A 24,735-nucleotide genomic window follows, 5' to 3' on the forward strand; every position below is an offset into this window, starting at 1 on the left:
GGCGTTATGAGTAATCAATTTCAACATCAAATGTACACCTGTGATGGCAATGAAGCTGCGGCACATATCGCCTTTCGAGTCAGCGAAGTTTGCGCTATCTATCCTATTACCCCTTCCTCAACCATGGCGGAATTTGCAGACCAATGGGCCGCTGAGAATAAGACCAATATTTGGGGGAATATTCCGTTAATAGCGGAGATGCAGAGCGAAGGTGGTGCGGCCGGAACCGTACATGGCGCTTTGCAAAGTGGTGCATTAACCACAACGTTTACAGCCTCTCAAGGGTTGATGTTAATGCTACCTAATATGTACAAGATTGCGGGTGAGCTAACCCCAACGGTATTCCATGTTGCTGCTCGCTCATTGGCGGCTCAGGGTTTATCTATATTTGGTGATCACCAAGATATTATGGCGGCGAGAGGAACCGGTTTTGCGTTATTGGCGGCGTCGTCAGTTCAAGAAGCACATGATATGGCGTTAATTGCTCACACAGCCACTTTGTCGGCCCGCATTCCTTTTATTCACTTTTTTGATGGTTTCAGAACATCCCATGAAGTGAATAAAATTGAGCTGATTTCAGATAGCGATATTCGAGCAATGATCTCCGATTCTCTGGTTCGTCAACATCGAGAACGTGGTTTAAGTCCGGATGCCCCCTTTATTCGTGGTACGGCCCAAAACCCTGATGTTTACTTCCAAGGGCGCGAAACGGTCAATCCTTATTACGCAGCCACCCCCGGTATTGTTCAGCACTGTATGGACCAATTCGCTGAGCTTACTGGCCGAAAATATAAGCTTATTGAATATGTTGGTTGTGATGACGCTGAGCATATTATTGTTGCTATGGGTTCGGGTGTAGAGACCATCAAAGAGACGGTGAGCTATTTAGAAGCACAGGGGGAGAAAGTCGGCTTAATCCAGATTCGGTTATATCGACCTTTATCAACGGAACATGTGTTAAACGAAATCCCTCAATCGGTAAAAACCATTACCGTATTAGACAGAACCAAAGAACCGAGCGCGACGGCAGATCCATTATATCAAGATGTCATTACCGCTCTTATGGAACAGCCTGAACGATTTGGTGCAATGCCAAAAGTGCTTGCGGGTCGTTATGGTTTGTCGAGTAAAGAATTTACCCCAGCGATGGTTAAAGCGGTATATGACAATATGTTATTGGCGCAGCATAAGAATCATTTTACCGTCGGTATCATCGATGATGTGATGCACTCTCATCTAGATGTGGACGATGACTTTGATATTGAGCCAAATGAAGTGGTTCGAGCCATGTTTTATGGATTAGGCGCTGATGGGACTGTTGGCGCCAATAAAAATACCATAAAAATAATTGGTGAAGATCCTAATTACTTTGCTCAAGCCTATTTTGTATATGACTCTAAGAAGTCCGGCTCGCAAACCGAGTCCCATTTACGCTTTGGTCATCATGAAATCAACAGCCCTTATCTTATTCAATCCGCTAATTTTATTGCCTGCCACCAAGCGACCTTTGTCGAAACAACCGATATGTTAGCTAAAGCGGCTCTGCACTCTACGTTTTTGCTTAACTCGTCCGTTGCACCAGAACATTTATGGGCATCTCTGCCCGCTAAAATGCAGCAACAACTGATTGAGAAACAGATGACACTGTATGTCATTGACGCTTATAAAGTTGCCCGAGAAACGGGAATGGGGAATCGCATTAATACCATCATGCAAACTTGCTTTTTCGCTCTGTCTGGGGTGATGGATAAAGAGGTTGCCATTGATAAAATTAAGGCGGCGATTAAAAAAACGTACGCAAGTAAAGGCCCTGAGCTGGTGGAGAAAAACTACCTCGCGGTAGACCAAACCTTAGCAAATTTAAATGAAGTTGCTATTGCTGATAGTGTTACCGCGGAGGTAAATGAAACACCACGAGTCTCTGAAAGAGCGCCTGAGTTTGTTAAGCAGGTGACGGCGCAAATGATGGCAGGAAAAGGGGACCTGATTCCTGTCTCAATGTTACCCGCAGATGGAACCTATCCTTCAGGTACCACTCAATGGGAAAAAAGGAACATAGCGCAGAAAATCCCAATCTGGCAATCAGACATCTGTATTCAATGCGGTAATTGCAGCATTGTATGTCCGCATGCGGCGATTCGAGCCAAGTTTTACGATAAGTCACTGCTTGAAGAGGCACCGGAAGGCTATAAGTCATCAGGTATTACCGCACGAGGCTTTCCCGATACCCGATATACGTTGCAGGTGTATGCAGAAGATTGTACCGGGTGCGGGCTATGTGTTGATGTTTGTCCTGCGTTTAGTGAGCAAGACTCTTCTCATAAAGCCATTAATATGGAACTAAAAGAACCCTATATGGAACAAGAGGTGGAAAATCTGACTTTCTTTGATTCAATCAAATACAACGAGAGAGCGAAAGTCGATTTTTCCCATGTCAGAGGGGTTCAATTCCTCCAGCCTCTTTTTGAGTTCTCGGGGGCATGTGCAGGTTGTGGAGAGACTCCATATTTAAAATTGATGTCGCAGTTGTTTGGTGACCGATTAATGATAGCCAATGCCACAGGGTGCTCCTCCATTTATGGTGGTAACTTGCCGACGACGCCTTGGTCGGTGAACGAAGAGGGTAGAGGCCCTGCGTGGTCTAATTCGCTTTTTGAAGATAATGCCGAATTTGGCTTAGGTTTCCGTTTAGCGGCGGTCAAACAGCATGAACTGGCTGAACAGTTACTCATTGAAAATCGCGCCGAGTTAGACCCACTATTGGTGGACCAGTTGCTTAACGCTAGCCAGTTAACGGAATCGGATATTCAATCACAGATTCAACGGGTTGATAGGCTGAAAGAGCAGCTAACTAAGATTGATAGTGAGTCGAGTAAGAATTTGATATCGGTTGCTGATCAGCTTATTCGTCGTTCTATCTGGATAGTGGGTGGTGATGGTTGGGCGTATGACATTGGATCAGGGGGACTTGATCACGTGCTTGCTAGTGGTGCAGATGTCAATGTATTGGTGATGGATACAGAGGTCTACTCAAACACAGGTGGGCAGATGTCTAAGTCCACTCCGTTAGGGGCTGTTGCCAAGTTCGCTACGGCTGGCAAACAAGCCACCAAAAAAGACATTGCGATGCAGGCCATTGCTTACAACAACGTTTATGTCGCTCGGGTAGCCATGGGTGGGGATCCACAGCAAACCTTGCTGGCAATGCGTGAAGCAGAAGCGTATCGAGGACCTTCAATTATCATTGCTTATAGTCACTGTATTGCGCACGGTATAAAAATGGAAGATGGTTTGAAACAGCAGGATTTAGCGGTGAGATCGGGTCACTGGCCACTGTTTAGGTACAATCCAGCACTAAGAGATGTTCAAGTTAATCCGTTTTCTCTAGATACCTTACGACCCACTATTTCGTTGCAAGAGTATAGGATGAATGAAAGTCGCTATCAGATACTGCAAAGAAACGATCCTGAAGCAGCAGAAGAGATTCTACAGCAGGCACAACATGTTGCGGAACGGAAATGGCAGTTATATGAGGAGCTCGCGACACGGAGCCAAGGCAGCGTTGCACCTCATATGGAACTGGAATCCAAATAGATAACTACGGACGTGATGTGCAAAGGAGAGTGTTCCTTTGCACATTCGCGATAATGTGCAGAGATAGATATATAGCATAAGTTTGCTAAGCTAAAGTAAGGCAAACAAAGAATAGTTTCGCCTATCGTTGTTCAGTAACGGAAGGTTCTCTATGGTTCATATCCCCACCGCATTTACTATGTTTGGCCTAACGCAATTAGCCTGCGTGATGGTTATGGGGTTGATTTGGTATAAAAATAAGCAGATAAACGGCTTGCTTGAATGGTCTATTGGTCGCTCCTTGTTGGTTATGGCATTTCTGTTATTTGCATTTAGAGAGTCTATGCCGTTAATGTTATCTGTTTTGTTGAGTAACGGGATATTTCTCATTGCGCTCTATGTTATTTGGTTAGGGCATGTGCGATTTATGCAGCTAAGCTATACCAACACTCATTTAATCTTTATCGCATTATTACTGGTTACCTTGGTTGTGTTTGCTGCTTTGACACAAGTTGAACAAGGTTATTTATTGCGTGTCATTATCATCTCTATTTTGGTTTCTCTTTACGCCGCCCTCTCTATTATTGTTTATCTACCTGCGATTAGAGAGAAGGATAAACCCCTTGTTAATTTAATGGTCTTCTCCTATTCACTGTTAATTCTCATTCATATGTTGCGAGCACTTTTCTATCTTGCCGGATTTGGAGGTCAATCTTTACTCACAGCAGGAAGTGTTACAGCAATCACCATCGTAGGGTACTTCTTCGTCTCTTTTCTTATTGTGATGGTGAGCTTAGGAATGGTGGTAGAGCTGTTGCAAAAAGAGTTGAAACAAGCTGCAGACAGAGATGCATTGACAGGTGCTTATAATCGACGAGCTTTTTTTACTATTGTCGAGAATGTATTTGCGAGAGCTAAGCGAGAACGGCTTCCGATATCGGTGTTATCAATCGACTTAGATCACTTCAAGTTAATTAATGATACTTATGGCCATTTACGTGGTGACAAAGTGATACGTAGTTTTGTTAATACCTCGCTAGAACTATTGAGAACTCCGGATCTATTTGCGCGTTATGGTGGAGAAGAATTTGTCGTGGTTCTACCGGATACCAATATTAAAGATGCGGCTAAAATTGCAGAAAGGATAAGACAACGTTTTAGTGAGTTGTCACCAGCTCAATCAATTAAAGCTGGAGAAGTAACATGTAGTATTGGTATTGCTTCAGTAGATGCGTTGGCGGATAACATCTCCATTATTGATCTATTAGAGCGATCTGATATCGCTCTGTATCACGCTAAATCCCATGGACGTAATACAGTAAGTACCTATTGACGGCTCAAAATAATCCCAGTTCCAAACCAAACATATAAAGTAGCTCTGGTAGTATGGCCAGATAAGCAGCCGCATAATACATGACAAGCATAAATATTCCCGCTTTCAATATGGCAGATAAATTGGCATTCATTGTACTGTTCCTCGATTCACTATTGCCGACATTAGTGTAATAGCAGTTTTTATGCCAATAGATAACATTATGTTTATATTGACTTTATTAAAATTTATGTCATATTGACCTGTGTCATATAGACATAGTTGTGTGTCTTATAGACATCGAATTAATAGAATTAACCAGCTCAGCTTATTTGGTGATGAATCAGTGCAAAACATAAGTGAAGAGTGGGGTAAAATTGTTCTTGATTTAACCTCCAATCTCTCAAGTAAAGATAGATTTGATCGGTTGCTTTTGTCGATAAGGCAAGTGCTGAGTTGTGATGCTTCAGCTCTGCTATCGTTTAATAATCAGCAGTTTACTCCATTAGCAATCAGTGGCTTGTATGATGAAGTGCTGGGACGACGCTTTAATATTCAAGACCACCCTAGGTTAGAGGCGATCGCCAGAGCGGGTGATATTGTCCGTTTTCCCTCGGATAGTGAATTACCCGATCCATATGATGGGTTAATCGCAAATATGGATGGCAATCTGAATGTTCACTCATGTGTTGGGCTGCCCTTAATGGTGGATGAGCGTCTTATCGGGGCATTAACCATCGACGGTTTCAGCGCTAAGCAATTTGATGGTTTTTCTGATGGCGATCTTCGAATTATCGCTGCATTAGCGGCAACGAGTTTGAACACATCTCTATTAATGGAGCAACTGGAGCGTCAACTTACCTACCTACCGTCGTCAGATAGCAATATTACATTTAGGGACAGTAACTCGGTTGAGATGATTGGGCATTCATCGGCGATGAACGAGTTAAATGGCAATATTAATGTCGTTTCAAATACGGATCTAACCGTTTTGATATCGGGGGAAACAGGGGTCGGTAAAGAGCTGGTGGCAGGCTTGGTGCACGCTAACTCTGCTAGAAGAGAGCGGGATATCGTTTACTTAAACTGTGCCGCTCTGCCAGAGTCCGTTGCGGAGAGTGAACTATTTGGTCATGTAAAAGGGGCGTTTACCGGAGCAATTAGTCATCGTAAAGGCAAGTTTGAACTAGCGGATGGTGGGACTCTGTTTCTTGATGAAATTGGTGAGTTATCCATAGGATTGCAAGCTAAACTACTGCGAGCATTGCAGTATGGCGATATCCAGAGAGTGGGCGATGATAGCAGCGTTAAAGTCGATGTACGAATCATCGCCGCAACAAATAGAATACTGCATGACGATGTAAAACAGGGGCGTTTTAGAGCAGACCTTTATCATCGCCTAACCGTGTTCCCTATATTAGTTCCAGCACTACGAGACAGACAGCAGGATATCACCTTACTTGCCGGGCACTTTGCTGAAAAATGCAAATTGAAACTAGAGGTTCGTAGTATCAGTTTGTCTAAAGAGTTACTAATAAAATTAAATGATTACCATTGGCCCGGTAACGTAAGAGAGCTTGAGCATATGATCAATCGAGCCGCTGTTATTGCCAAATCTGAAACTAGCGATGCTCACCTTGTTTTGCAGCCTTATCATTTTAGCTTTAAAGAGAGCAGAGAAGATTTGCTGAAGACAGAAGAAGCAAGAGAGATGAGTCACGAGCTGTCAGAACAGACGCTTAAGAGCGCAACAGATACCTTTCAGCGTCAAATTATCGAGCAATGCTATAGCAAAAATCGTCACAATTGGTCTGCAACGGCGAGAGAGTTGGGGATAGATTCAGGAAATCTCCACCGGTTAGCCAAACGATTAGGAGTGAAGTGATTTTTGTCAGAGTTAACAGCATGACATCATTGATAGTTTCGCTAACAATGATGTCATAATGACATTTACAGTCTATGTTAATTTGACACTTATTTATGTCAAATTGATAGTGTGCTGAAATTTGGTTTATGAAGGAATATTATAAATTATTGTTTTATAAGACAATAGAAATACTCAGTAAGAGTTATTCTCATTGGCACATAAACTGCAATACTATGAGTAGTATTGCAGTTTATAAGGTTCTATAAGTGTTAAACATCACCGATAAAAGTAAAGAAGAAAAAATCACTCCACTGTTGCGTCTAGGCTTTAGACCATTCTTTTTATTTGGCACACTCTACTCGATTTTGAGTATCACTATCTGGGTACTTGCTTTTCAAAATGGCCAGCCTGAAGCACTGCGTGTTCCTGCCGTTTGGTGGCATGTTCATGAAATGTTGTTTGGTTTTGCCATGGCGATTGTTGCCGGATTTGTGCTTACCGCGGTGCAAACATGGACTGGCATTATTGGCACCAAGAGTTATCGGCTGGGTTTCATCGTACTATTATGGATGTTGCCTAGAGTGCTCTTTTGGACAGAGACACCATTATGGTTAATCTCAACAATTGAAGCTCTTTTCTTGGCAGCGTTGGCCTACGAAGTTGGCTTTAGAGTTGTGAAATCGAAGGGCTGGAAAAATCTATTTTTTGTTCCTCTATTTGTATTGGCTCTGGTCGCAAATTTTGCCAGTTACGCCACTATTAAAGGCATGCCACCCTTTACGTCGCTAGCGGTTTGGCAAGCGATGATATGGTGGTTTATGTTGCTATTGTCGATAATGGGTGGTCGCGTTATTCCATTCTTTACAGCTAAGCGATTTAACTTTGAAAAAGCTCAGCCTTTACTTTGGTTAGAGTGGGCGGCTAATCTGCCTTTAGTACTGCTTTTCGTATTAAGTTTTTTCCCTCTACTCTCTTCTCAAATTGGCCCTGCTATTATGCTAATAGGTGCGTTGTTTCAATTGGTTCGATTTGCCCGTTGGAAGCCATGGAGAACACTGAGTGAACCACTCGTTTGGTCGTTACATTTATCTTATTTTTGTATTCCTTTAGGACTTATTGGTAGCGGGGTAACGACAGGGTTTGCACAACATTCTATGATTCATTTATTTGCCATTGGTGCTTTGGGTGGATTGATTTTAGCGATGATCTCTCGTGTTACTATGGGACATACCGGGCGTGCTATCTATAAAGGACCTAGGATCTGGCCAGCATTTTTGGCGATGTTTTTAGCGGCGCTGTTAAGAAGTTTAGGGGTTGGTTTTTCGCCCGTTTACATGATGTTGATTATTAATATTTCTGCCATCTTATGGGGATTTGCCTTTACCGTATTTATCTATTATTTCGCGGTTATGCTGATGAAGCCAAGAGCAGACGGCCATCCCGGTTAACAGGCTGATCTCGAACTAACTATTTATTTAGCCGTAATACTTTAGAAACCGTATATTTAACAATAAGTTAAGTTGCGGTTTCTTTTTATTTCCCCTTTTGTATTGTTATATCTATCAATTGCAGTGCCAAAATAGCAAAAATCAACGATACTTAAATCGTTAATGCTTGATTGAACAACTTAACTTGCTCCAGTCACATTGATTACCGTTTAGTTTGTTATCAGTAGTAATGCGGATTAAGGAATGAAATGTTCAGCTACTTTTTAAGATTGATGATAGTTATTAGCCTTGTTACCCCTTCGATATACGCGTTTTCTGCGCAGAAAATCTTCATTACCAATGGTGAGTGGGCACCCTATATGGGGAAACAGTTAAAAGAGGGGGGAATTGTCTCGCACATTATCACTGAGGCTTTTGCTGCGGTAGAGATCGAAGTTGAGTATGGCTATTTCCCATGGAAACGCTCTTATCGTTATGCAGTGAATGGCGTGGGGGAGAGCAACCGTCGCTGGCACGCTACTGCAGCTTGGTACTACGCTGAGAAGCGAGAAAAAGATCTTCGCTATAGCGATATGGTTTATGAAGCTAATGAAGTTATGTTTTATCTAAAGAGTAACCCGGTGGTATGGAACAGTGACAGTGATTTACAAGGCAAAAGAATTGGCGGTACAGACTATTCTCCTTACCCTAATTTAGAACCTCTTAGAGATAAAGGCATTATTAAAATTATCCGTTCTGGAGAAGATGATGTACAAATGCAACGTCTGTTTTTTCGCAACATTGATGCCGTTGTGGTGATGAAAGAAGTCGGTTTGTACTACATGGCTGAAAACTTATCAAACAAGGACATGAGTGAAGTGGCCTACGTGGAACAGAGTATTAGTAAACGTCATCTGTATTTGCTGTTTTCACATAAAGTAGAGGAGAACCAAGTATTACTAGAGAAATTTAATCGAGGCCTCAGAATCATTCGACTTAGTGGTCGATATAGTGAGATTGTCAAAGAGTTTGAGAATGGTCGGTATTGGTCGGAATAACAGAACCAAAGTCTAATTGTTGTGGAGGACAATTGTTGTGACTGACTTTAGTTCTGTGTAGATTAGCGAATTATTAAACTAGCCAGCTGCGTTAGCAGGAGCGACCTCAATATTTTCTTCCATCTTTACTTCTGGAGTTACCTCTTCCGTCTCCAGTTTATGCATCTGTTGAATCTCTACTGCGCTCATGTGACCATAATCTTCAATCATGTACTTGAATGTTTTGAACAACATGTAGCTAACTAATACCAGCAGTGGTGCCGCGAATATCAAGATGGCAGATTGCATCGAGCCGACTGGAGCTTTAACGATAATGAATACCGCTGGTATAGCGATGATCACCAAACACCAGAAGATTTTCAATAAAGTTGCCGGGTTCTTATCTTTATCTAATACACGTTGCGTCTGACAAGCTACAGTAAATACTGAACCATCCAGTGTGGTGACCAACAATAAGAAGGTCGAGATAATAAATATAACAAGCAGAACAGATGAGAATGGTAGTGTATTTAACGCTTCTACAATTGACTGACTCGCTTGACCGTCAGATACCATCTGGCCGATGTTTACTTTCTTATCAAGTTGGGTCTTCATCATAAATGAACCAACAATTGAGAATAGGATTGTTGTACCTACTGTACCGCCACCTACCATACAGGCAATGACTTCACGAAGAGTACGACCTTTAGATACTTTAGTAATGAAGATACACATCAAAGGAATGAAAATCATCCAGTATGCCCAGAAGTAAGCTGTCCAGTTTTGTGGGAACTTGTCCTGAGTGATAGCATCCGTATACAGACTCATATGAATGAAGTTTGATGCCCAAATGCTCAGTGATGTACTGGTATTCTCCAGAATGAATAACGTCGGACCGAAGATAAGAATGTAAATAACCAGTGCGATTAGGAAGTAAGTACCTGAGCTTGAGATATTTTTCATGCCTTTTTCGATACCCACAAACGAACTCACAATAAGCAGTGTTGCTACAATACCTAACATGCCTAACTTAAGTCCCAAAGTGTCCTCTAGGCCTGTAAGCTGAGCAAAAGCAGCAGATACAATTGGCACACCTAGAGCCAGTACGATGATAAGGCCAAAAACCAGCGCGATTGGGTAGGTGATGTCAATAATACGAGCAACCACTTTACCTGCAGTTTGGTTTTTAATCATGCTCTGTACGATCTCGCTGATCTTTAGAGAAGGGTTTTTACGCACATAGTAGGAGTACATAATAGGCACAGCACTAATGGCATATAGAGCCCATGCAGTAATTCCCCAGTGATGCAGAGAGTAGGTTACTGCCCATTCATGCGCGGCAACAGAGCCCGCTTCTATAGCAAAAGGAGGGGTCTTGATGTAGTAAGACCATTCTAGAAAGGCCCAGTAAACGGTACCTGAACCCACACCGGCGAGTGCCATCATAGTGATGTATGCAAAATTGGTGTACTCTGGCTTTCCCTCGCCCATACGTATGTTACCGTATTTGCTGGCCATCAGATAAACTGAAACTATTACCATGGCAAAACCAAACCACAGAATAGGCGTACCAAGATTATAAGCGATCATGGTAAAAATACTTCCAGCGATGCTAATGGCACGCTCAGTATCTGTTAGAAAAAATACAGACAACGCACTGATAATGAGCAGAGAGATCAGTATTGTAGTGCGGTCAAAATTACTTGATTTACTATTTTCCATAAAGGACTCCTTGATACTCCCGCCTATGGATCGGGAGTAACAATTTCACGTCATTAATATTTAATTATTCAAAAACATAGTGAGCAATTGATGCTTCTTTTACCGCTTCCCAGTCCATTTCCACACCCAATCCATTTCCTTCTGGTGCGTGAACAAACCCATCTTTATCTGTACGAATTTGTGTATTAGAGCCAAGTTCGAAGCTCTCATATGGGTAAAACTGTTCGAAGTATTTGCAGTTGTAGTGAGCTAGTGCCACATGTAAATTGGCTGCTTGGGTGATGGTGTAGCCCATGCTTTGAATTTCTAATGTTTTTGAGTGACCTTCTGCAATAGCAAAACATTTATTGAGTTGAGTAATGCCGCCACATACGGTTGCGTCTTGGCGAACATCAGACCAAAATCCATTACCAAGAGCGTAAGTTACTTCTTGTAATGTTAATAAGCAGTTACCGTGACTAGAGATCTCAAGATCCGTTTTGTCCACGAGGCGTTGATAGGTTTTGTAATCATAATCAGAAACAGGCGCTTCTAGCCATTCCCAATCGTAGCTTTCCATCAGCTTAGCCATTTTCATTGCTTCTGCTGCATTATAAAATGTAGCGGTATCAAGCATGAAGCGAATACCTGTGTCACCGTAACGCTGCTGAATTGCGTTGACTAATGCTACATCTTTATCGTATACGCAGTAGCAGTGAAGTTTTATAGCAGTAAAGCCTGCTTCGATGCATTCATCTACGTAGGGGAAATATTCTTCTACAGTATCGAACATAGGCGTAGAAGCATATGACAGCATTTTTTCTCGAGCACCGCCAAGCAACATGTAAAGAGGCATGTTGGCTTTTTTCGCTTTGATATCCCAAGCTGCAATGTCAATTGGGGATTTTGCAGGCAAGCCACCCCATGAACAACGAGCGCCAAGCCATGTATTAAGTTCTTCGGTCATAAGAGGATTTTTGCCGATTAACCCAGGAACAATTGTACGCATAGCTTCAATAATGCAGCGATCGAAGTCGTTTTCTGTATAGCTGATTGTTGCACCGACACCTTCAGTTCCATCTTCAGTAATAATACGAACGATGTTATTGGTGTATAAAAGAGGTTCCTGATTGTCTGCCCACGGAATCGGTGGTGCGTCACGATCAGCAACTGCGTAAAGCTCAACTCTTTTTATTGCTGTACCTTTCATTTTATCTCCTTACAACGCACTGCCGTTATCTATCATAATAGTGCGAATTTCTTCACCATGTAGATCGCGGATACGTCTATTTTCATCAATTGCTTTTACAACAGCGATACCCGCTGCCATACCGTACTCAAAACATTGCGCAGTAACGCGAGCTGAAGCGAGTGCTTCGTGCTCTGCACTTAAACAACGCCCTGCAACAATAATGTTCTCACCAACAACTGGAACGAGTGTGTTAAACGGAACATCGTAATAATCATTAATTAACCAATGAAGTTTTGGTTTATCTCCGGAATGAAGCTCAATTGGCCACGGAGTTCGGCATATGCTGTCACTGCGTTTTACACAATTGACAACATCTTCATTGGTTAATGTTTCCACTCCGACAATCGAGCGAGTTTGTCGTATACCAACTTCTACACCGGTATCGACTACGTAGGCGTTTTCACATCCTGGAACGAAGTTGTTTAAGAAACGGGTATAGTCTCTTACTTGGCGACGTCCCCAGATTTCAGCTTCGGTGAAATCTTTTGGATCAATCACATTGAGAATGCGGCCATCTTGGCCAGCTAGGCGAGTTGCGTTCACCATTAGCTCATTTGGTCGGGTTGTTGGAAATATCCAGATTTTGTGACGAGGCAAAACATAATCACCACTTGCGTTAGCGTTATGGATATTGTCAGTAACTTTAGCTGGGCAGATGGTGTCATCGCCGTAGTAGTCGAGATACTTATCAATATCAACGCCCCCAATTCGGAAGAACATGGTGGGATTTTGAATACGTCCGTTATCGCCGAAGTAGTAATCCATTCCGGCACGCGCAATCAATGCTGCGTCACCAGAGGCATCTACGATCATTTTGGCTAAAATGACGCTTTGACCTGCGTTGGATTCAATCACAACACCTTTAAAGGTGTCTTTATCCATAATGACGCCCGTTACCGCGGTGTGAAATAGAGTGGTAACGCCCGCTTTTTCTAGCAGATCGTCTGCGACTTCACGCCAGATCAAAGGATCATGGGTTACTGTGTAGGTCTTGCCATACCGTTGAGGCTCAGTGACCCCACTTCTGACTTTTAACTCTTTGCGGAATTTTTCAGTGAAGCCATATACCACTTGTTCGGGTTGTGCATCTGGATCGTCACTAGCCATAAACATGCCACAGATTGTGCCAGATAGGCCAGCAACCGCTGCCCCCCCACAGAAGCCGTATTTTTCAATCAGCCATGTGTTTTTTCCTGAACGACCAGTGGTTTCGGCTGCCGCTACTCCAGCTGCGCCGCCACCAATCACTAATACATCGATTGAAGCCAAGATCGGCAGATCCGGTATTTGTTCAAAACGGCGAACAATTTTCCAATCTTTCATGATTACCTCGCTAATAGATTACTGATAGTCATCTGATATATCAGTTGTGTGTTTTGAATATATGCTGATATTTTTTGTGATACAATTGCGATTATGATATTCGTGAGTCTGCTCACTAAAATTGGCTAGGAAAATAGAATGAATAACAATATTAATCCGATAAATAAGACAGAGATTGCATATAACCAGTTAGAGAAAATGATCATCTTTCGCGAACTTGAACCTGGAAGTATGGTGAGTGAAAAGCAGTTGGCTGAAAATCTAGATTTAGGAAGAACACCGGTAAGAGAAGCACTTCAAAGGCTTTCTTATGAAAGAATGGTCGAAATCCATCCTCGTCGAGGCATACAAATCCCTTCTATTTCAGTAGAAAGCCAATTAAAAATATTGGAAGTAAGACGAGATATCGAAGGGTTATGCGTTAAATACGCTGCGGTTAGAGCGTCGGTTGACGAGAAACAACAGATGCAAGAGTTGGCTTCTAAGCTAGAGGTTTGTGCGGAAAATGGTGATGAGGTTGAATACTCTGTGTTGCTAAAGCAGATCCATAATGTATTGGTTAAAGCGGCACGTAATGAGTATTTGCAGTTAGCTATGGCACCACTTCAGGGGCTATCTCGTCGATTTTGGTTCGCTTACAAGAATGACTCAACAGATTTGGCAGAAGCCTCTCATCTACACGCCGCAACGTTACGAGCGGTATGTCACACAGATGCAGATGAGGCGGTATGCGCATCACATAAACTAAATGATTATTTAACGGATGTCGCGTACCGAAGTATCAGCAAGCGTTAAACGAGCGTCATTTTAACCATAGATAAGTAAAAAGGATTTACTTTGCTAGCTTTAGACAGATATACCGTATTTGGTGTTGCAGCAATTCTGCTTTGGAGTAGTTTGGTTGCGCTCATTCGACATGTGACTGAGTTATTAGGGCCAATTGGTGGCGCTGCAATGATATACAGTGTGGCGTCACTGTTTTTGTTAGTTTCGATAGGAATACCTAAGCTAAGGCATTTTTCTTGGAGCTACATTGTTATTGCTGGAGGTCTGTTTGCCGCATACGAAGTCTGTTTTTCTCTGGCTCTTGGTTACGCTATTGATCGTTCTCAAACCATAGAAATGGCAGTTATCAACTATTTGTGGCCTTCTCTAACGGTACTGTTTGCCATCTTGGGCAGTAAAAAAAGCATTAGTAAGTGGATTTATCCGAGTCTATTTATTGCTTTTTTTGGTGTCGCGTGGAGCTTAATGGGTGGGCAAGATCTCTCGTTGTTAACAGTAATGAATAATGTGCAGAGCAATCCATTAGCCTATTTGTTGGCTTTTGTTGGTGCGATAATCTGGGCTGTCTACTGTAATATAACAAAAAGACTTTCAAACGGTAAAAATGGCATTACTCTGTTTTTCATTTTCACCGCGCTATCGCTTTGGTTGCAGTTCGTCTTAACGAATCAGCCACCAATGACGTTTACTGCTAAATCGATCAGTTACCTTTTGATTGCGGGGGTTGTGATGGGAAGTGGTTATGCGCTATGGAACATCGCTATTATAGGAGGGAATATGATGTTTCTTGCGACCTTATCCTATTTTACTCCGATATTATCAACCCTACTTTCCATGCTTCTTTTGGGAGTCACGCTCTCAGCCAGTTTCTGGCAAGGCGTATTACTGGTTACCTTAGGCTCTTTAATGAGTTGGTGGGTAACCAGAGGTAGGGATTAACATTCAGCTTTGTAGTGGTTAATAAACATAGCGGCTGCTTCGGACACGACAAAGTCAATTTCTTGGTCTGAAATACGTTGCTTGGCATTTATTAACAGTGGCCAAAAACAGCGCCCTTTAATTAAATTATGAAGCTGGCTGTTAGCAAACTCGAAATCTAGCGGTTTCAATCTTCCATCTGCAACCGCCGCCTCCAGCCATTTATATAATGTGGTCTCTCTAGAAGAAAACTTTGCCATTTCTCTTTCTAGTGCATCGGGTTTATAGAAAAAGTAGCCGATGGCAACTCGCGATAGATCGATATTTTCTTGAGATGAGAACATATGAGCTTCCGCAGTGAGTATCTCAACAAGTTGATCTTGTAGTGGTTGCAAACAAGAGTATTCCCGCTCAATTTGCGTCGTTGCTCGTCGCCATAAGTCGGACATGATGTGCATCACGAGCTCTTCCTTGGTGGCAAAATGATTGTATACAGTACGTTTTGATACTTGAGCTAGTTCGGACAATTTATCCATACTGATGCCTTGAACACCATGTTCAACAAATGCTTTTTTTGCTGCATTTACAATCGCTTCTCTTTTTAATTCACTTCTGGTTTTTTTTATAGTTACCATTTTGTTCACAAGGCCGGAAAAAATACTCACAGCAATTGTACACTGAACGGTTTACTTTTCAATTTAAGAATGTAAACTGCTTAGTGTAGATTTTATGGGTAGGCCCGTTGAAATGAAGAAATTAACTAAGATTATTGTAGGAGTTGCGTTTATGTCAGTCGTATTAGTTACTGCTTGTGCATCAGAGTCTGGTGCGGAAAGCCAACAAGGCAAGTTCGTTAATAGCGAAATAAAATATAAACCAAGTTTGAGCAATATTTGGCAAATAATTAAGCAGCAAGTATCGGCAAAACGCAGTGAGCCGACTCCTGTAAATGATATACCGTTAAAAATGTTATCTCGTGCAGAGTTGGATAGCAGTAATGAAGATGCCATTTATAGATTGGGCCACTCGACAATACTTATGCGTTTAAATGGTCAGTATGTACTGGCTGATCCCGTGTTTAGTGAGAGAGCTTCTCCTGTACAGTGGGCGGGACCAAAACGATTTCATCCTACACCAATATCTATAGACGAACTGCCTGAGATAAAAGTAGTGGTCATTAGCCATGACCATTATGACCACTTAGATAAAGCCGCCATTAAGCAACTAGCGGACAAAGTTGAGTACTTTGTAACACCGTTAAAAGTTGGTGATTATCTGCAAGAGTGGGGCGTGGACGCTTCGAAAATTACCCAATTAGATTGGTGGCAAAGCATAGAAATCGATGATTTAAAACTGGTGGCTACACCGGCGCAGCATTTTTCAGGGCGAGGGTTGTTTGATAGAGATGAGTCTTTATGGGCGAGCTGGGTTATTCAAAGTGAGCAATATAATCTTTTCTTCAGTGGCGATGGTGGTTACTTTAACGGGTTTAAAGAGATTGGTGAGCGCTATGGGCCATTTGATGTCACCATGATAGAGACGGGTGCTTATAATGATTTGTGGTCAGATATCCATATGCTGCCTGAGCAGAGTATGCAAGCACATTTAGATTTGAAAGGAAAAGCCATGATGCCAATCCATAATGGCACCTTTGATTTATCACTGCACGACTGGTACGAACCCTTCGAGCGTATTAGCGAGCTAGCAGGGCAGAATGGGGTTGAACTGTTAACGCCAATCTTCGGTGACAATGTAACACTATCCAATCCCGTGAGTAATTACGCTTGGTGGAAAGATGTGGCCAGTAATGAAGAGTTACGTCTTGTGTTAGAGCAAAACTAATACGCTTAGCCGCAACTCATTATAGTCCGTGGTGAGCAATAGATAGGGGCAAGGAGATTAAATCACCTTGCCTTTTTTACATCGGTTATTCCGGAACACATATTTCGTCATTAAATATTGCTTTGACAGTACGAATGATGAGCCAAGCGAGTAAAACAGAAACCAAGGTCAAAAAGAGTATCGACAGGCTGTCAAAAAATAGACTTGTGGTAAAGGTTGCCATTTTCGCGGTGGCGATTGTCAGGGACGCCATGGGAAATGAGTATGCCCAAGAAGAGATAAAAAATGGCACTTTGCTGAAGCGAAGTATATTTGAGAACAATACGAAACTTAAAAATAACGCGACATAGAATAGAACTCGAGCAAATACATCCAGTTCACCTACTAGGTTGGTATAAGAGACAAAACCAATTGAAGGTGGGGCGAGTAGTATAAACAACATGGGTGTTAGCCTTGCCGGTAATGGTTCATGGAAAAACAGTCGGTACATTACAATAGTGAGTAAGACAACCCAGAAAACGATACCGATACTGAAGAAAAACCAGCTTATTTCCGTATAGCCAAGGTGTGCACCTGCAATTGGAGCGATAATATTACCCACAACAGGAATAAACCAACTAGGGTTTGCATGAGTTAGCACATAATGAGTATGGTGAATCCAACTACTGATAACATAAATGGTTAACATAAGTTGTACAGAAGCACCCACCATCCAAAGTGTATGAGATACGGAGTGATAATCTTGCCAAACAACCGCCAACAGCAGAAGGCTGATTGAAAAAGCAGGGAAAAAATTGAGACGGATGGGGTGACGAGTCTCTGCCATCACGGCTTTTGGATGGCGAATGATTTTTAGCAGATAGACACCAGTCACTGAAACCATCGCGATAGAGGTAAAAATCCCTAGCCAGAATGAAGCTTGAGGAATAATGCTCCCTCCAGCCGATCGCCATGCCAGTGTTAAGCCACTAAGACCTAAAATTACTGCAAAAAATGAGATGGGGAAATGACAAAGTTTGCCTTGCTCTTCCGTGGCAGCAGTGTTCATGAATCAGTCCTTTTATATAGCGCTTATATACCAGTATAGCGGAGGAAAATTGTACTCTATATTATTGGCATAAGCCATTAACTGAAACATAGTACCAAATAATCTAAATTAGATAAAGCTTAAATAATCTAATTAGTTTGTTCGAAGAGAGTATAAAATCGGTTTATTTGTGATTAATCCAGTGATAGCAAGTAGAGCCCCACTGTAACCGCGAGACAGAATAGCAGTGCCACGAGAGCGCGTTTGTTAGATACCATTGAAACTTCAACTTCTTCTGAACCTTGTTCACCAGTTATCATCGCCATTACCAATGGTTTTGCTTTTAACTTATAGAGAGCAATTGCAGATAGGTGTATCGCAATAAGAACATACAACGCTGTAATCCCATTTTCATGAACGATAACCGCATAATCAAAAATCTCATCACTTAACCAAGTTTCTGAGCCGGGAAGGGGATCTAAGTATCCTGCTAGCGCTAATCCGGTTAGTGCCTGAAAAAATAGAGCAGAGATCATTACGATAACCATATAAGCACCAGCAGGGTTGTGCCCGGGAGCATGCTTAGCTTTGCCTTGAAGGTAGGCGAGTACTTTAATGGGTGACTTAACAAATTGCAGAAAGCGGCTCGTTTCGCTACCAATAAATCCCCAAAGAACTCTCCACAGTATTAAGGTCACTAAAAGTAAGCCTAATTTAGTATGTGGCCCTTCACCTGTTGAGCCTGTATACATTAACCCTGCCACTAAAATGACTTGAAACCAGTGATATAGGCGCGTAGGTAGGTCCCAAACTCTCATGGTGAATCCTTATTCGATTAAAGCGTTAGTTGACAGTAATTTACAATAGTCTGGTTTACATGACCATAACTTTTGTGTAACTATTTACGCGGGACAAACGCTCGATAAATGAGCAACTTAAAAGGAAGCCAAAGTGAGAAAACTAATAATAACTCTACTACTCCCTGTATCGTTAACGTCAATGGCGGCTGGGTTTGAGTCAGATATAAAAGCAAGACAAGATGCCTTTTCAGGTATTAAAGACAATGTGGAAATGGTTGGCGAAATGTTAGAAAGTGGTAAGTTTGATTGGGCTAAGCTCGAAACTTACGGCAGCGCGTTAACTCAGCATGCATCCGTGTTAGAAAATCATTTTCCAGAAGGTAGTCAAGCGGGCAGTGATGCGAAAGCAGCGATATGGAAAAACTATGACAAGTTTTCGATGGGATTAGAGAAGCTGAATACTGGTTTTAATACCTTCTATACCGCAGCAAAAGCTCAGGATCAGGCTGCACTTGTCGCTGGATTTAAAGACGCGACAGGTACTTGTAAAGCTTGTCATCGCAAGTTCCGAGCTAAATAGTATTATCAGTCTTAACGGGTTATTGTAAGTGAGAGTTTGATAAATATTGCGGCCAGACGTTTTATGAGTGGATCAATATCATCTAACGAGACATTACCATAACCTAGTACAACAGACTGCCACCTTCTGTCGGTAGCTTGGTGTTCATAGTAACTAAGAGGGCGTATCGTAATGCCCTCTTTTTTTGCTTGTTGAGAAAACTTCAGCTCCGTTGCGCCCTCCTGCCAGCGAATAGTGACATGCAATCCCGCCGCTTGACTAATGATCTCAACCTTGTCAGTAAAATGCTCAGAAATTGATTGGCACATAGCGGTATGCTTTTGTTGGTAGTGTTTACGCATTTTGCGCAAATGCCTGATGTAGTGACCGTCACTAATAAACTCAGCCAGTGCCGCTTGCAGGTGGCTTGGGGTTGATCCCGCCAATGCGTCTTTAATCGTGAGGCATTTTTCTAAAAGTCTCTCTGGCACCACCATGTAACCGATTCTTAAGCTATTGAACATTGTTTTACTGAACGAACCTATGTAAATACAGTGATCGGTGATTCCTGATTGTTCTGCTAATCCTTGTAATGAAGCGTAAGGACGATGAGAAAATTGGAACTCACTGTCATAGTCATCTTCTATAATCCAACTTCTGTTTTCAGCTGCCCATGTTAATAGTGTTAATCTTTGCTCGGTATTTAAGCTTGTTCCCATAGGATATTGATTACTAGGAGTTAGGTAGATTCCTTTGCATTTTTTATTTAACAACTTGTCTAGCTGTAAGCCATGTTCTGCAACCACATTTGCACTGTCGATGCTAAAACCAAAAAGCTCTGCGACTTTGGTCATTTGTCGGTAGCCCGGGTTTTCCATGAGCAGTGTATCCTTGCTGGTAAAAGTCGCCAGCATAGCGATGGTTAATGCTTGTTGTGCACCATTAGTAATGATAATTCGATTTGGGTTGCATCGAACAGAGCGAGATGATGCGAGATAGTGATTTAGAGCGACTCTTAACTGGCTAAGTCCTTGTAAGTCGACAAATCCTGCTAATGTTGGACGTGAGAGATGATGCTGGACTATTCGTTGCCAGCGAGAATATGGAAAGCGTGCTAGATCAGGAATTCCCGGTGAGAATGGTTGATTATAGTCGCGGCTAGAACTTGCATCGTGTATCGATTTGTCACTACCGATTGCTGGTTGATCAATAGAGGAGAGCAAAAAGCTTTCAGGGATGTCTACACAAACAAAAAAACCAGATCCAGCCCTGCTCTCAATATAGCCTTCGGCCGCCAGCTGTTCATACGCCAGAGTGACGGTGTTGCGACTAATCGCCAGCTCTTCGGCTACTTTTCTTGTTGAGGGGAGTTTAGCGCCATTTTTCCACAGTTTACTGGTGATTTTTATCCGAATTTCATCAAATAGTGCCCGTTGCAGGGAAGAAACTGCAGATGAAATAGTAAGATCTCCAATATCAATCATAACTGGTCCTACATAAATGTTAAAACTGGCACTAAATAAAATACCAGTTGAAGTTTATATTGCCAAGGAGCTTATGTTTTGTACAACGAATACTTTAAGCAAACGCTATTGTTAAGGGATTTATTGTTGAACAGGCTGGGCTAGTGATTTGACGGTATAACAAGACAAGAGGAGGTCACGATGTTATCCAACACTCCAAGAACAAAGATAAAAAAAGCGGCACATAAAGCGTGTTTACAGCAAGATATGCTGTGGAAGATTATTGATGAAAGTTTAATTGCTCATGTCGCAATAATAGAGCAAGGGGCGCCAATGGTGATTCCCATGCTAGCGTGGCGAGTTGATAACAATGTTTATTTGCATGGGGCAAGAAATAGTCGCTTAATAAAGAAATTGAAGAGTGGTGTTGAAACGTCGATGACCTTCACTCTGTTTGACGGTTGGGTGTTGGCTCGTTCAGCCATGCATCATAGTGCGCATTACCGTTCCGCTATGGTATTTGGTCAGTTTCAAGCTATTGAATCGAGAGAAGAAAAAGATCGATTGCTGAATCACTTTATCGAGCAGATCGCTCCCGGTCGTACGGAAGACGTTCGGTTAGGCAATGATAAAGAGCTGGATGCCACCGATCTTTTAGTAATGCCTTTAACAGAAGCATCGGTGAAGATTGGTTGTCATGGTGTCAATGATGATAAAGCGGATCTGGATCTTGCTGTTTGGGCTGGGATAATGCCTTATCGAACCGTTGTTGGCCCTTTGGAGCCTGTTGAGGATTTGTTGGATGGTGTAACTTGTCCAGACTACTCATCGGCGTATGGATCGCGATGGGCTACTAGGGTTAACAGACCTGAATAAATGACAGACAATAAAAAGGGCTACACTTAGTTAGCCCTGGTTCTTGTTATTTCTTGGAAGCTTCCTTCCAGAAACGATTTCTGCAACGTTTAAGTTGCGCTTTTCTCATTTTTTTGATCATAACTTATCTCTTCTTTAATTATTGTAGGTACAGCCTTTTCGAAGGGCGGCAAGTCACGTTATCGAAACATATTACCAACAGAATTTCATAAGTAAAGTGATATTGTTCACATAATATAAACAGGATTGCCGTGATAATCATGAGTTATGGTGAACAAGGTCTTCTATTTTGTAAATAAATAGATTAATGGCATAGTAATTGCGGTATAAGTCGAAGCCTGTCTGGTGGGTAGTTATTCTAAATCGCTGCATATTTTTTGAGCGAGTGTTCAATCGATATCCGAAGTTGGTATTTTGCACAAACTGTAATACCATTTTAATTTACATTTGTATTACAATCGTGACTAACGATATAAATAGGAGTGACGTCAATATGACCAGTGAGTCTACTGAATTGGTTAACGCGTATAGAATAATTTTGCTGGCACTGGATGAGATGGTGAAGGCGGGTGGACAGCCAAGATATGAAGGCGATGATAGCAGTACCGATCCCGAAGCATTTAAGCGATTGGTTATGCAGTACGCAGGCGATCGAATTAGTGAGTCAGCGATAGATGAAGCATTAAAAGTACCACTGCAGGATATTGCGGGTAAGCTAATGGCTCTTTCGGCAAAATAGTCAGTTTAGTTTCGCTGCTTACTTGCCTATATTAACGGTTTGCGTTAAAAGTAGTTGGATTTGTAAGGCGACCAAAACAGAGGAATAAATAGATGGTTTCTAAATGGGCTAAACGTTTTTTTCAGATGGCAGAACTAGTTGGCTCTTGGAGTAAGGATCCATCCACTCAAGTTGGTGCTGTAATTACTAAAAAGAATCGCATCGTGTCGGTTGGTTTCAATGGTTATCCACATGGCGTTTCGGATAGTGCCGACACTGATGAGCGTGAAATGAAGTATCTGAAAACCTTGCATGCTGAAGAGAATGCCATACTGTTTGCGAAAGGAGATTTAGAAGGCAGTGAGATTTGGGTAACTCATTTTCCATGTCCAAATTGCGCAGCAAAAATAATTCAAACAGGCATTGATAAAGTCAATTGTCCTGCTCAAACTGAAGATTTCTTGTCTCGATGGGGAGAGAAAATCGCAATCAGTGAAGAGATGTTTGGTCAGGCTAAAGTTGAGGTGGTTTGGTTACCATTAGAAGAGCTGAAAAACGACAATCTCTGATACGAATATTTGGTTACAATTTCTCTCTTGATAAGCTCGTAGTGCTCCACTAGGTTGAAGGCATTTTTTTGCTTAATACTTATCCGGAGCTTTTATGAATGATCAGGTTACTGACATTATAGGTGATGTCAGGTCCTCTAGAATGGACCGTTTTTTAAATTTAATTGAGAGAACAGGAAACAAAATCCCTGATCCTGCCATACTGTTTTTTTGGGCGTTAATCATCGTTTGGGTTCTCTCCGCGTTACTCTCTCATTTCTCCTTTGATCTAATCAACCCAAGAACTGGCGATATTTTACAGATCAATAACCTGCTAACTGGTGAGGCTCTTGCGTCATTTTTAGCTAATATGGTCACAACATTCACAAGTTTTGCACCATTAGGCATTGTTTTGGTAGCTATGCTTGGTGTCGGGGTTGCCGACTCTTCAGGTTTTATTACCACTGGCCTTAAGAAAATGCTTAATGTGACGCCGGCAAAACTATTAACACCAATGCTTGTACTGGTTGCTATTGTTTCTCACACTGCGGCGGATGCTGGTTACGTGTTGGTTATTCCTCTTGGTGGCATTATCTTCCATGCCGCGGGTCGTCATCCACTCGCTGGTATTGCTGCGGCGTTTGCTGGTGTATCCGGTGGATTTTCGGCTAATTTTATTCCTTCAGGTATTGATCCATTACTAGCCGGTTTTACTCAGACATCCGCTCAAGTTCTTGATGCCGGTTACATCGTTAATCCTTTAGCGAACATATTCTTTACTGGACTATCGTCAATTATCATCGTGCTGATTGGCTGGTATGTGACCGAGAAAATTATAGAACCACGGCTAACATCGGTTTCTGTCGATGATGACGCAGAACAAGCACCGGACTTAGCTTCATTTACTCAAACTGAATCGAAAGCATTCAGATACGCAGGCTGGGCGATGGTTGCGGGTATTGCTCTGTTGGTTTTTGCTGTTTATCCTGAGAACTCAGCTCTTCGTTCTAGTGACGGAGAACTGACCGCATTTTCTGCACCGTTAATGAAATCAATAGTGCCACTTATCTTTATTTTGTTTATTGTCCCAGGTGTGGTGTACGGGAGAGTCGCAGGTACATTTAAATCAAGTAACGATGTGATTAAAGCCATGTCAGATACGATGTCGACTATGGGTGCTTATATCGTAATGTCGTTCTTTTGTGCCCAGTTTTTGTCTGCTTTTGGTCAGTCAAATATTGGCACAATGCTCGCACTCTATGGTGCTGAGGGCTTAAAAGCGATGAACCTTCCGGGTCAGGCTACCATTGTGGGAATGATTTTACTGACTGCACTGGTTAATTTGTTAGTGGGTTCTGCTTCCGCAAAATGGGCCTTGATTGGACCAATACTTGTACCAATGCTAATGGCTGTGGGCATCTCACCTGAGTTGTCTCAGGCGGCTTATCGGGTAGGTGACTCGGTGTCCAATATTATCTCTCCGTTGATGGTGTTTTTTCCATTAGTTGTGGTGTATTGCCAGCGCTATGTTAAGTCAACGGGGATTGGTACATTGGCTTCTTTGATGATGCCGTACTCTATTGCTATGTTCATCGGCTGGACTATCTTCTTGCTCGCATATTGGGCATTAGGTATCCCGTTGGGCATACAAGCGCCATACAGCTACGCAATGTAGTGTGTTGCTATAGCCGCTTAGCTTCTAAGCG

21 protein-coding genes are annotated in these 24,735 nt (G+C 42.2%); 13 read left to right on the top strand and 8 right to left on the bottom strand.

The window, feature by feature from the left end:
* Positions 1-6 precede the first annotated feature (6 nt).
* Both nifJ and F0227_RS11015 read left to right on the top strand, forming a co-directional pair.
* A complete protein-coding gene (gene nifJ / locus F0227_RS11010; protein WP_216613393.1) occupies positions 7-3,594 on the top strand; it encodes a pyruvate:ferredoxin (flavodoxin) oxidoreductase in 3,588 nt (1,195 codons plus the stop codon).
* A gap of 151 nt (positions 3,595-3,745) precedes the next feature.
* Positions 3,746-4,906, top strand: coding sequence for a GGDEF domain-containing protein (locus F0227_RS11015; RefSeq protein ID WP_171753253.1), 1,161 nt, complete (start codon positions 3,746-3,748; stop codon positions 4,904-4,906).
* Positions 4,907-4,910: 4 nt separating this feature from the next.
* On the opposite strand, the gene F0227_RS22035 is transcribed toward F0227_RS11015, so the two are convergent.
* The gene (locus tag F0227_RS22035) at positions 4,911-5,039 is read right to left on the bottom strand and encodes a hypothetical protein (protein ID WP_301338363.1); all 129 of its coding nucleotides are present in this window, start codon (positions 5,037-5,039) and stop codon (positions 4,911-4,913) included.
* Positions 5,040-5,231: 192 nt separating this feature from the next.
* Between F0227_RS22035 and norR the strand changes: the two genes are divergently transcribed.
* The 3 genes from norR (at position 5,232) to F0227_RS11030 (ending at position 9,237) form a co-directional block, all read left to right on the top strand.
* Positions 5,232-6,770 carry a nitric oxide reductase transcriptional regulator NorR gene (gene norR, locus F0227_RS11020; protein ID WP_171753254.1) on the top strand — a complete coding sequence of 513 codons (1,539 nt, stop codon included), beginning with the start codon at positions 5,232-5,234 and terminating at the stop codon, positions 6,768-6,770.
* Positions 6,771-7,018: 248 nt separating this feature from the next.
* Positions 7,019-8,200, top strand: a complete 1,182-nt coding sequence (locus F0227_RS11025; RefSeq protein ID WP_171753255.1) for an NnrS family protein — start codon at positions 7,019-7,021, stop codon at positions 8,198-8,200.
* 248 nt (positions 8,201-8,448) lie between these two features.
* Entirely contained in the window at positions 8,449-9,237 is a 789-nt protein-coding gene (locus F0227_RS11030) for a transporter substrate-binding domain-containing protein (RefSeq protein ID WP_171753256.1), read from the top strand.
* Between the two features lie 78 nt (positions 9,238-9,315).
* On the opposite strand, the gene F0227_RS11035 is transcribed toward F0227_RS11030, so the two are convergent.
* The 3 genes from F0227_RS11035 to F0227_RS11045 all read right to left on the bottom strand — a co-directional run bounded on the left by F0227_RS11035 (position 9,316) and on the right by F0227_RS11045 (position 13,492).
* Entirely contained in the window at positions 9,316-10,938 is a 1,623-nt protein-coding gene (locus F0227_RS11035) for a BCCT family transporter (protein WP_171753257.1), read from the bottom strand.
* Between the two features lie 64 nt (positions 10,939-11,002).
* Positions 11,003-12,127: a mandelate racemase/muconate lactonizing enzyme family protein gene (locus tag F0227_RS11040; protein ID WP_171753258.1), complete on the bottom strand. Its 1,125-nt coding sequence runs from the start codon at positions 12,125-12,127 to the stop codon at positions 11,003-11,005.
* 9 nt (positions 12,128-12,136) lie between these two features.
* Positions 12,137-13,492 carry an FAD-dependent oxidoreductase gene (locus F0227_RS11045; protein WP_171753259.1) on the bottom strand — a complete coding sequence of 452 codons (1,356 nt, stop codon included), beginning with the start codon at positions 13,490-13,492 and terminating at the stop codon, positions 12,137-12,139.
* A gap of 138 nt (positions 13,493-13,630) precedes the next feature.
* Between F0227_RS11045 and F0227_RS11050 the strand changes: the two genes are divergently transcribed.
* Together F0227_RS11050 and yddG are read left to right on the top strand one after the other, a co-directional pair.
* The gene (locus F0227_RS11050) at positions 13,631-14,287 is read left to right on the top strand and encodes a GntR family transcriptional regulator (RefSeq protein ID WP_171753260.1); all 657 of its coding nucleotides are present in this window, start codon (positions 13,631-13,633) and stop codon (positions 14,285-14,287) included.
* A gap of 42 nt (positions 14,288-14,329) precedes the next feature.
* Complete coding sequence (gene yddG / locus F0227_RS11055; RefSeq protein ID WP_171753261.1) at positions 14,330-15,217, top strand: aromatic amino acid DMT transporter YddG; 888 nt, start codon at positions 14,330-14,332, stop codon at positions 15,215-15,217.
* Here yddG and F0227_RS11060 read toward each other — a convergent pair.
* On the bottom strand, positions 15,214-15,831 hold the full coding sequence (locus F0227_RS11060; protein ID WP_171753262.1) for a TetR/AcrR family transcriptional regulator: 618 nt from the start codon (positions 15,829-15,831) through the stop codon (positions 15,214-15,216). The two genes, yddG and F0227_RS11060, sit on opposite strands and share 4 nt — an antisense overlap.
* Before the next feature lie 112 nt (positions 15,832-15,943).
* Between F0227_RS11060 and F0227_RS11065 the strand changes: the two genes are divergently transcribed.
* Positions 15,944-17,038, top strand: coding sequence for an MBL fold metallo-hydrolase (locus F0227_RS11065; RefSeq protein ID WP_171753263.1), 1,095 nt, complete (start codon positions 15,944-15,946; stop codon positions 17,036-17,038).
* An 85-nt stretch (positions 17,039-17,123) separates the two neighbouring features.
* Here the strand turns inward: F0227_RS11065 and F0227_RS11070 are convergent, their stop codons facing one another.
* Together F0227_RS11070 and F0227_RS11075 are read right to left on the bottom strand one after the other, a co-directional pair.
* Positions 17,124-18,086 (bottom strand): SLAC1 anion channel family protein, encoded by a 963-nt coding sequence (locus F0227_RS11070; protein ID WP_171753264.1) that lies wholly within the window; start codon positions 18,084-18,086, stop codon positions 17,124-17,126.
* A gap of 173 nt (positions 18,087-18,259) precedes the next feature.
* A complete protein-coding gene (locus tag F0227_RS11075) occupies positions 18,260-18,883 on the bottom strand; it encodes a cytochrome b/b6 domain-containing protein (RefSeq protein ID WP_171753265.1) in 624 nt (207 codons plus the stop codon).
* A gap of 133 nt (positions 18,884-19,016) precedes the next feature.
* Between F0227_RS11075 and F0227_RS11080 the strand changes: the two genes are divergently transcribed.
* The gene (locus F0227_RS11080; RefSeq protein WP_171753266.1) at positions 19,017-19,445 is read left to right on the top strand and encodes a cytochrome c; all 429 of its coding nucleotides are present in this window, start codon (positions 19,017-19,019) and stop codon (positions 19,443-19,445) included.
* Positions 19,446-19,456: 11 nt separating this feature from the next.
* On the opposite strand, the gene F0227_RS11085 is transcribed toward F0227_RS11080, so the two are convergent.
* Entirely contained in the window at positions 19,457-20,908 is a 1,452-nt protein-coding gene (locus tag F0227_RS11085; protein ID WP_171753267.1) for a PLP-dependent aminotransferase family protein, read from the bottom strand.
* A 180-nt stretch (positions 20,909-21,088) separates the two neighbouring features.
* Between F0227_RS11085 and F0227_RS11090 the strand changes: the two genes are divergently transcribed.
* The 4 genes from F0227_RS11090 to F0227_RS11105 all read left to right on the top strand — a co-directional run bounded on the left by F0227_RS11090 (position 21,089) and on the right by F0227_RS11105 (position 24,704).
* Complete coding sequence (locus tag F0227_RS11090; protein ID WP_171753268.1) at positions 21,089-21,763, top strand: pyridoxamine 5'-phosphate oxidase family protein; 675 nt, start codon at positions 21,089-21,091, stop codon at positions 21,761-21,763.
* A 493-nt stretch (positions 21,764-22,256) separates the two neighbouring features.
* The gene (locus F0227_RS11095) at positions 22,257-22,502 is read left to right on the top strand and encodes a hypothetical protein (protein ID WP_171753269.1); all 246 of its coding nucleotides are present in this window, start codon (positions 22,257-22,259) and stop codon (positions 22,500-22,502) included.
* Positions 22,503-22,594: 92 nt separating this feature from the next.
* Positions 22,595-23,050 (top strand): cytidine/deoxycytidylate deaminase family protein, encoded by a 456-nt coding sequence (locus F0227_RS11100; protein WP_171753270.1) that lies wholly within the window; start codon positions 22,595-22,597, stop codon positions 23,048-23,050.
* A gap of 94 nt (positions 23,051-23,144) precedes the next feature.
* Positions 23,145-24,704 carry an AbgT family transporter gene (locus tag F0227_RS11105; protein WP_171753271.1) on the top strand — a complete coding sequence of 520 codons (1,560 nt, stop codon included), beginning with the start codon at positions 23,145-23,147 and terminating at the stop codon, positions 24,702-24,704.
* The last annotated feature ends 31 nt before the right edge of the window (positions 24,705-24,735 follow it).

Origin of the sequence: Vibrio sp. 99-8-1, from assembly GCF_013114595.1 — a bacterium.
Taxonomy (GTDB): Bacteria; Pseudomonadota; Gammaproteobacteria; order Enterobacterales; family Vibrionaceae; genus Vibrio.

Excerpts from the sequence above, each read along its gene's own strand:
- nifJ (WP_216613393.1), top strand. The coding sequence starts at position 7 with ATGAGTAATCAATTTCAACATCAAATGTACACCTGTGATGGCAATGAA.
- F0227_RS11015 (WP_171753253.1), top strand. The coding sequence starts at position 3,746 with ATGGTTCATATCCCCACCGCATTTACTATGTTTGGCCTAACGCAATTA.
- F0227_RS22035 (WP_301338363.1), bottom strand. The coding sequence starts at position 5,039 with ATGAATGCCAATTTATCTGCCATATTGAAAGCGGGAATATTTATGCTT.
- F0227_RS11030 (WP_171753256.1), top strand. The coding sequence starts at position 8,449 with ATGTTCAGCTACTTTTTAAGATTGATGATAGTTATTAGCCTTGTTACC.
- F0227_RS11035 (WP_171753257.1), bottom strand. The coding sequence starts at position 10,938 with ATGGAAAATAGTAAATCAAGTAATTTTGACCGCACTACAATACTGATC.
- F0227_RS11040 (WP_171753258.1), bottom strand. The coding sequence starts at position 12,127 with ATGAAAGGTACAGCAATAAAAAGAGTTGAGCTTTACGCAGTTGCTGAT.
- F0227_RS11045 (WP_171753259.1), bottom strand. The coding sequence starts at position 13,492 with ATGAAAGATTGGAAAATTGTTCGCCGTTTTGAACAAATACCGGATCTG.
- F0227_RS11050 (WP_171753260.1), top strand. The coding sequence starts at position 13,631 with ATGAATAACAATATTAATCCGATAAATAAGACAGAGATTGCATATAAC.
- F0227_RS11060 (WP_171753262.1), bottom strand. The coding sequence starts at position 15,831 with ATGGTAACTATAAAAAAAACCAGAAGTGAATTAAAAAGAGAAGCGATT.
- F0227_RS11065 (WP_171753263.1), top strand. The coding sequence starts at position 15,944 with ATGAAGAAATTAACTAAGATTATTGTAGGAGTTGCGTTTATGTCAGTC.
- F0227_RS11070 (WP_171753264.1), bottom strand. The coding sequence starts at position 18,086 with ATGAACACTGCTGCCACGGAAGAGCAAGGCAAACTTTGTCATTTCCCC.
- F0227_RS11075 (WP_171753265.1), bottom strand. The coding sequence starts at position 18,883 with ATGAGAGTTTGGGACCTACCTACGCGCCTATATCACTGGTTTCAAGTC.
- F0227_RS11085 (WP_171753267.1), bottom strand. The coding sequence starts at position 20,908 with ATGATTGATATTGGAGATCTTACTATTTCATCTGCAGTTTCTTCCCTG.
- F0227_RS11090 (WP_171753268.1), top strand. The coding sequence starts at position 21,089 with ATGTTATCCAACACTCCAAGAACAAAGATAAAAAAAGCGGCACATAAA.
- F0227_RS11095 (WP_171753269.1), top strand. The coding sequence starts at position 22,257 with ATGACCAGTGAGTCTACTGAATTGGTTAACGCGTATAGAATAATTTTG.
- F0227_RS11100 (WP_171753270.1), top strand. The coding sequence starts at position 22,595 with ATGGTTTCTAAATGGGCTAAACGTTTTTTTCAGATGGCAGAACTAGTT.
- F0227_RS11105 (WP_171753271.1), top strand. The coding sequence starts at position 23,145 with ATGAATGATCAGGTTACTGACATTATAGGTGATGTCAGGTCCTCTAGA.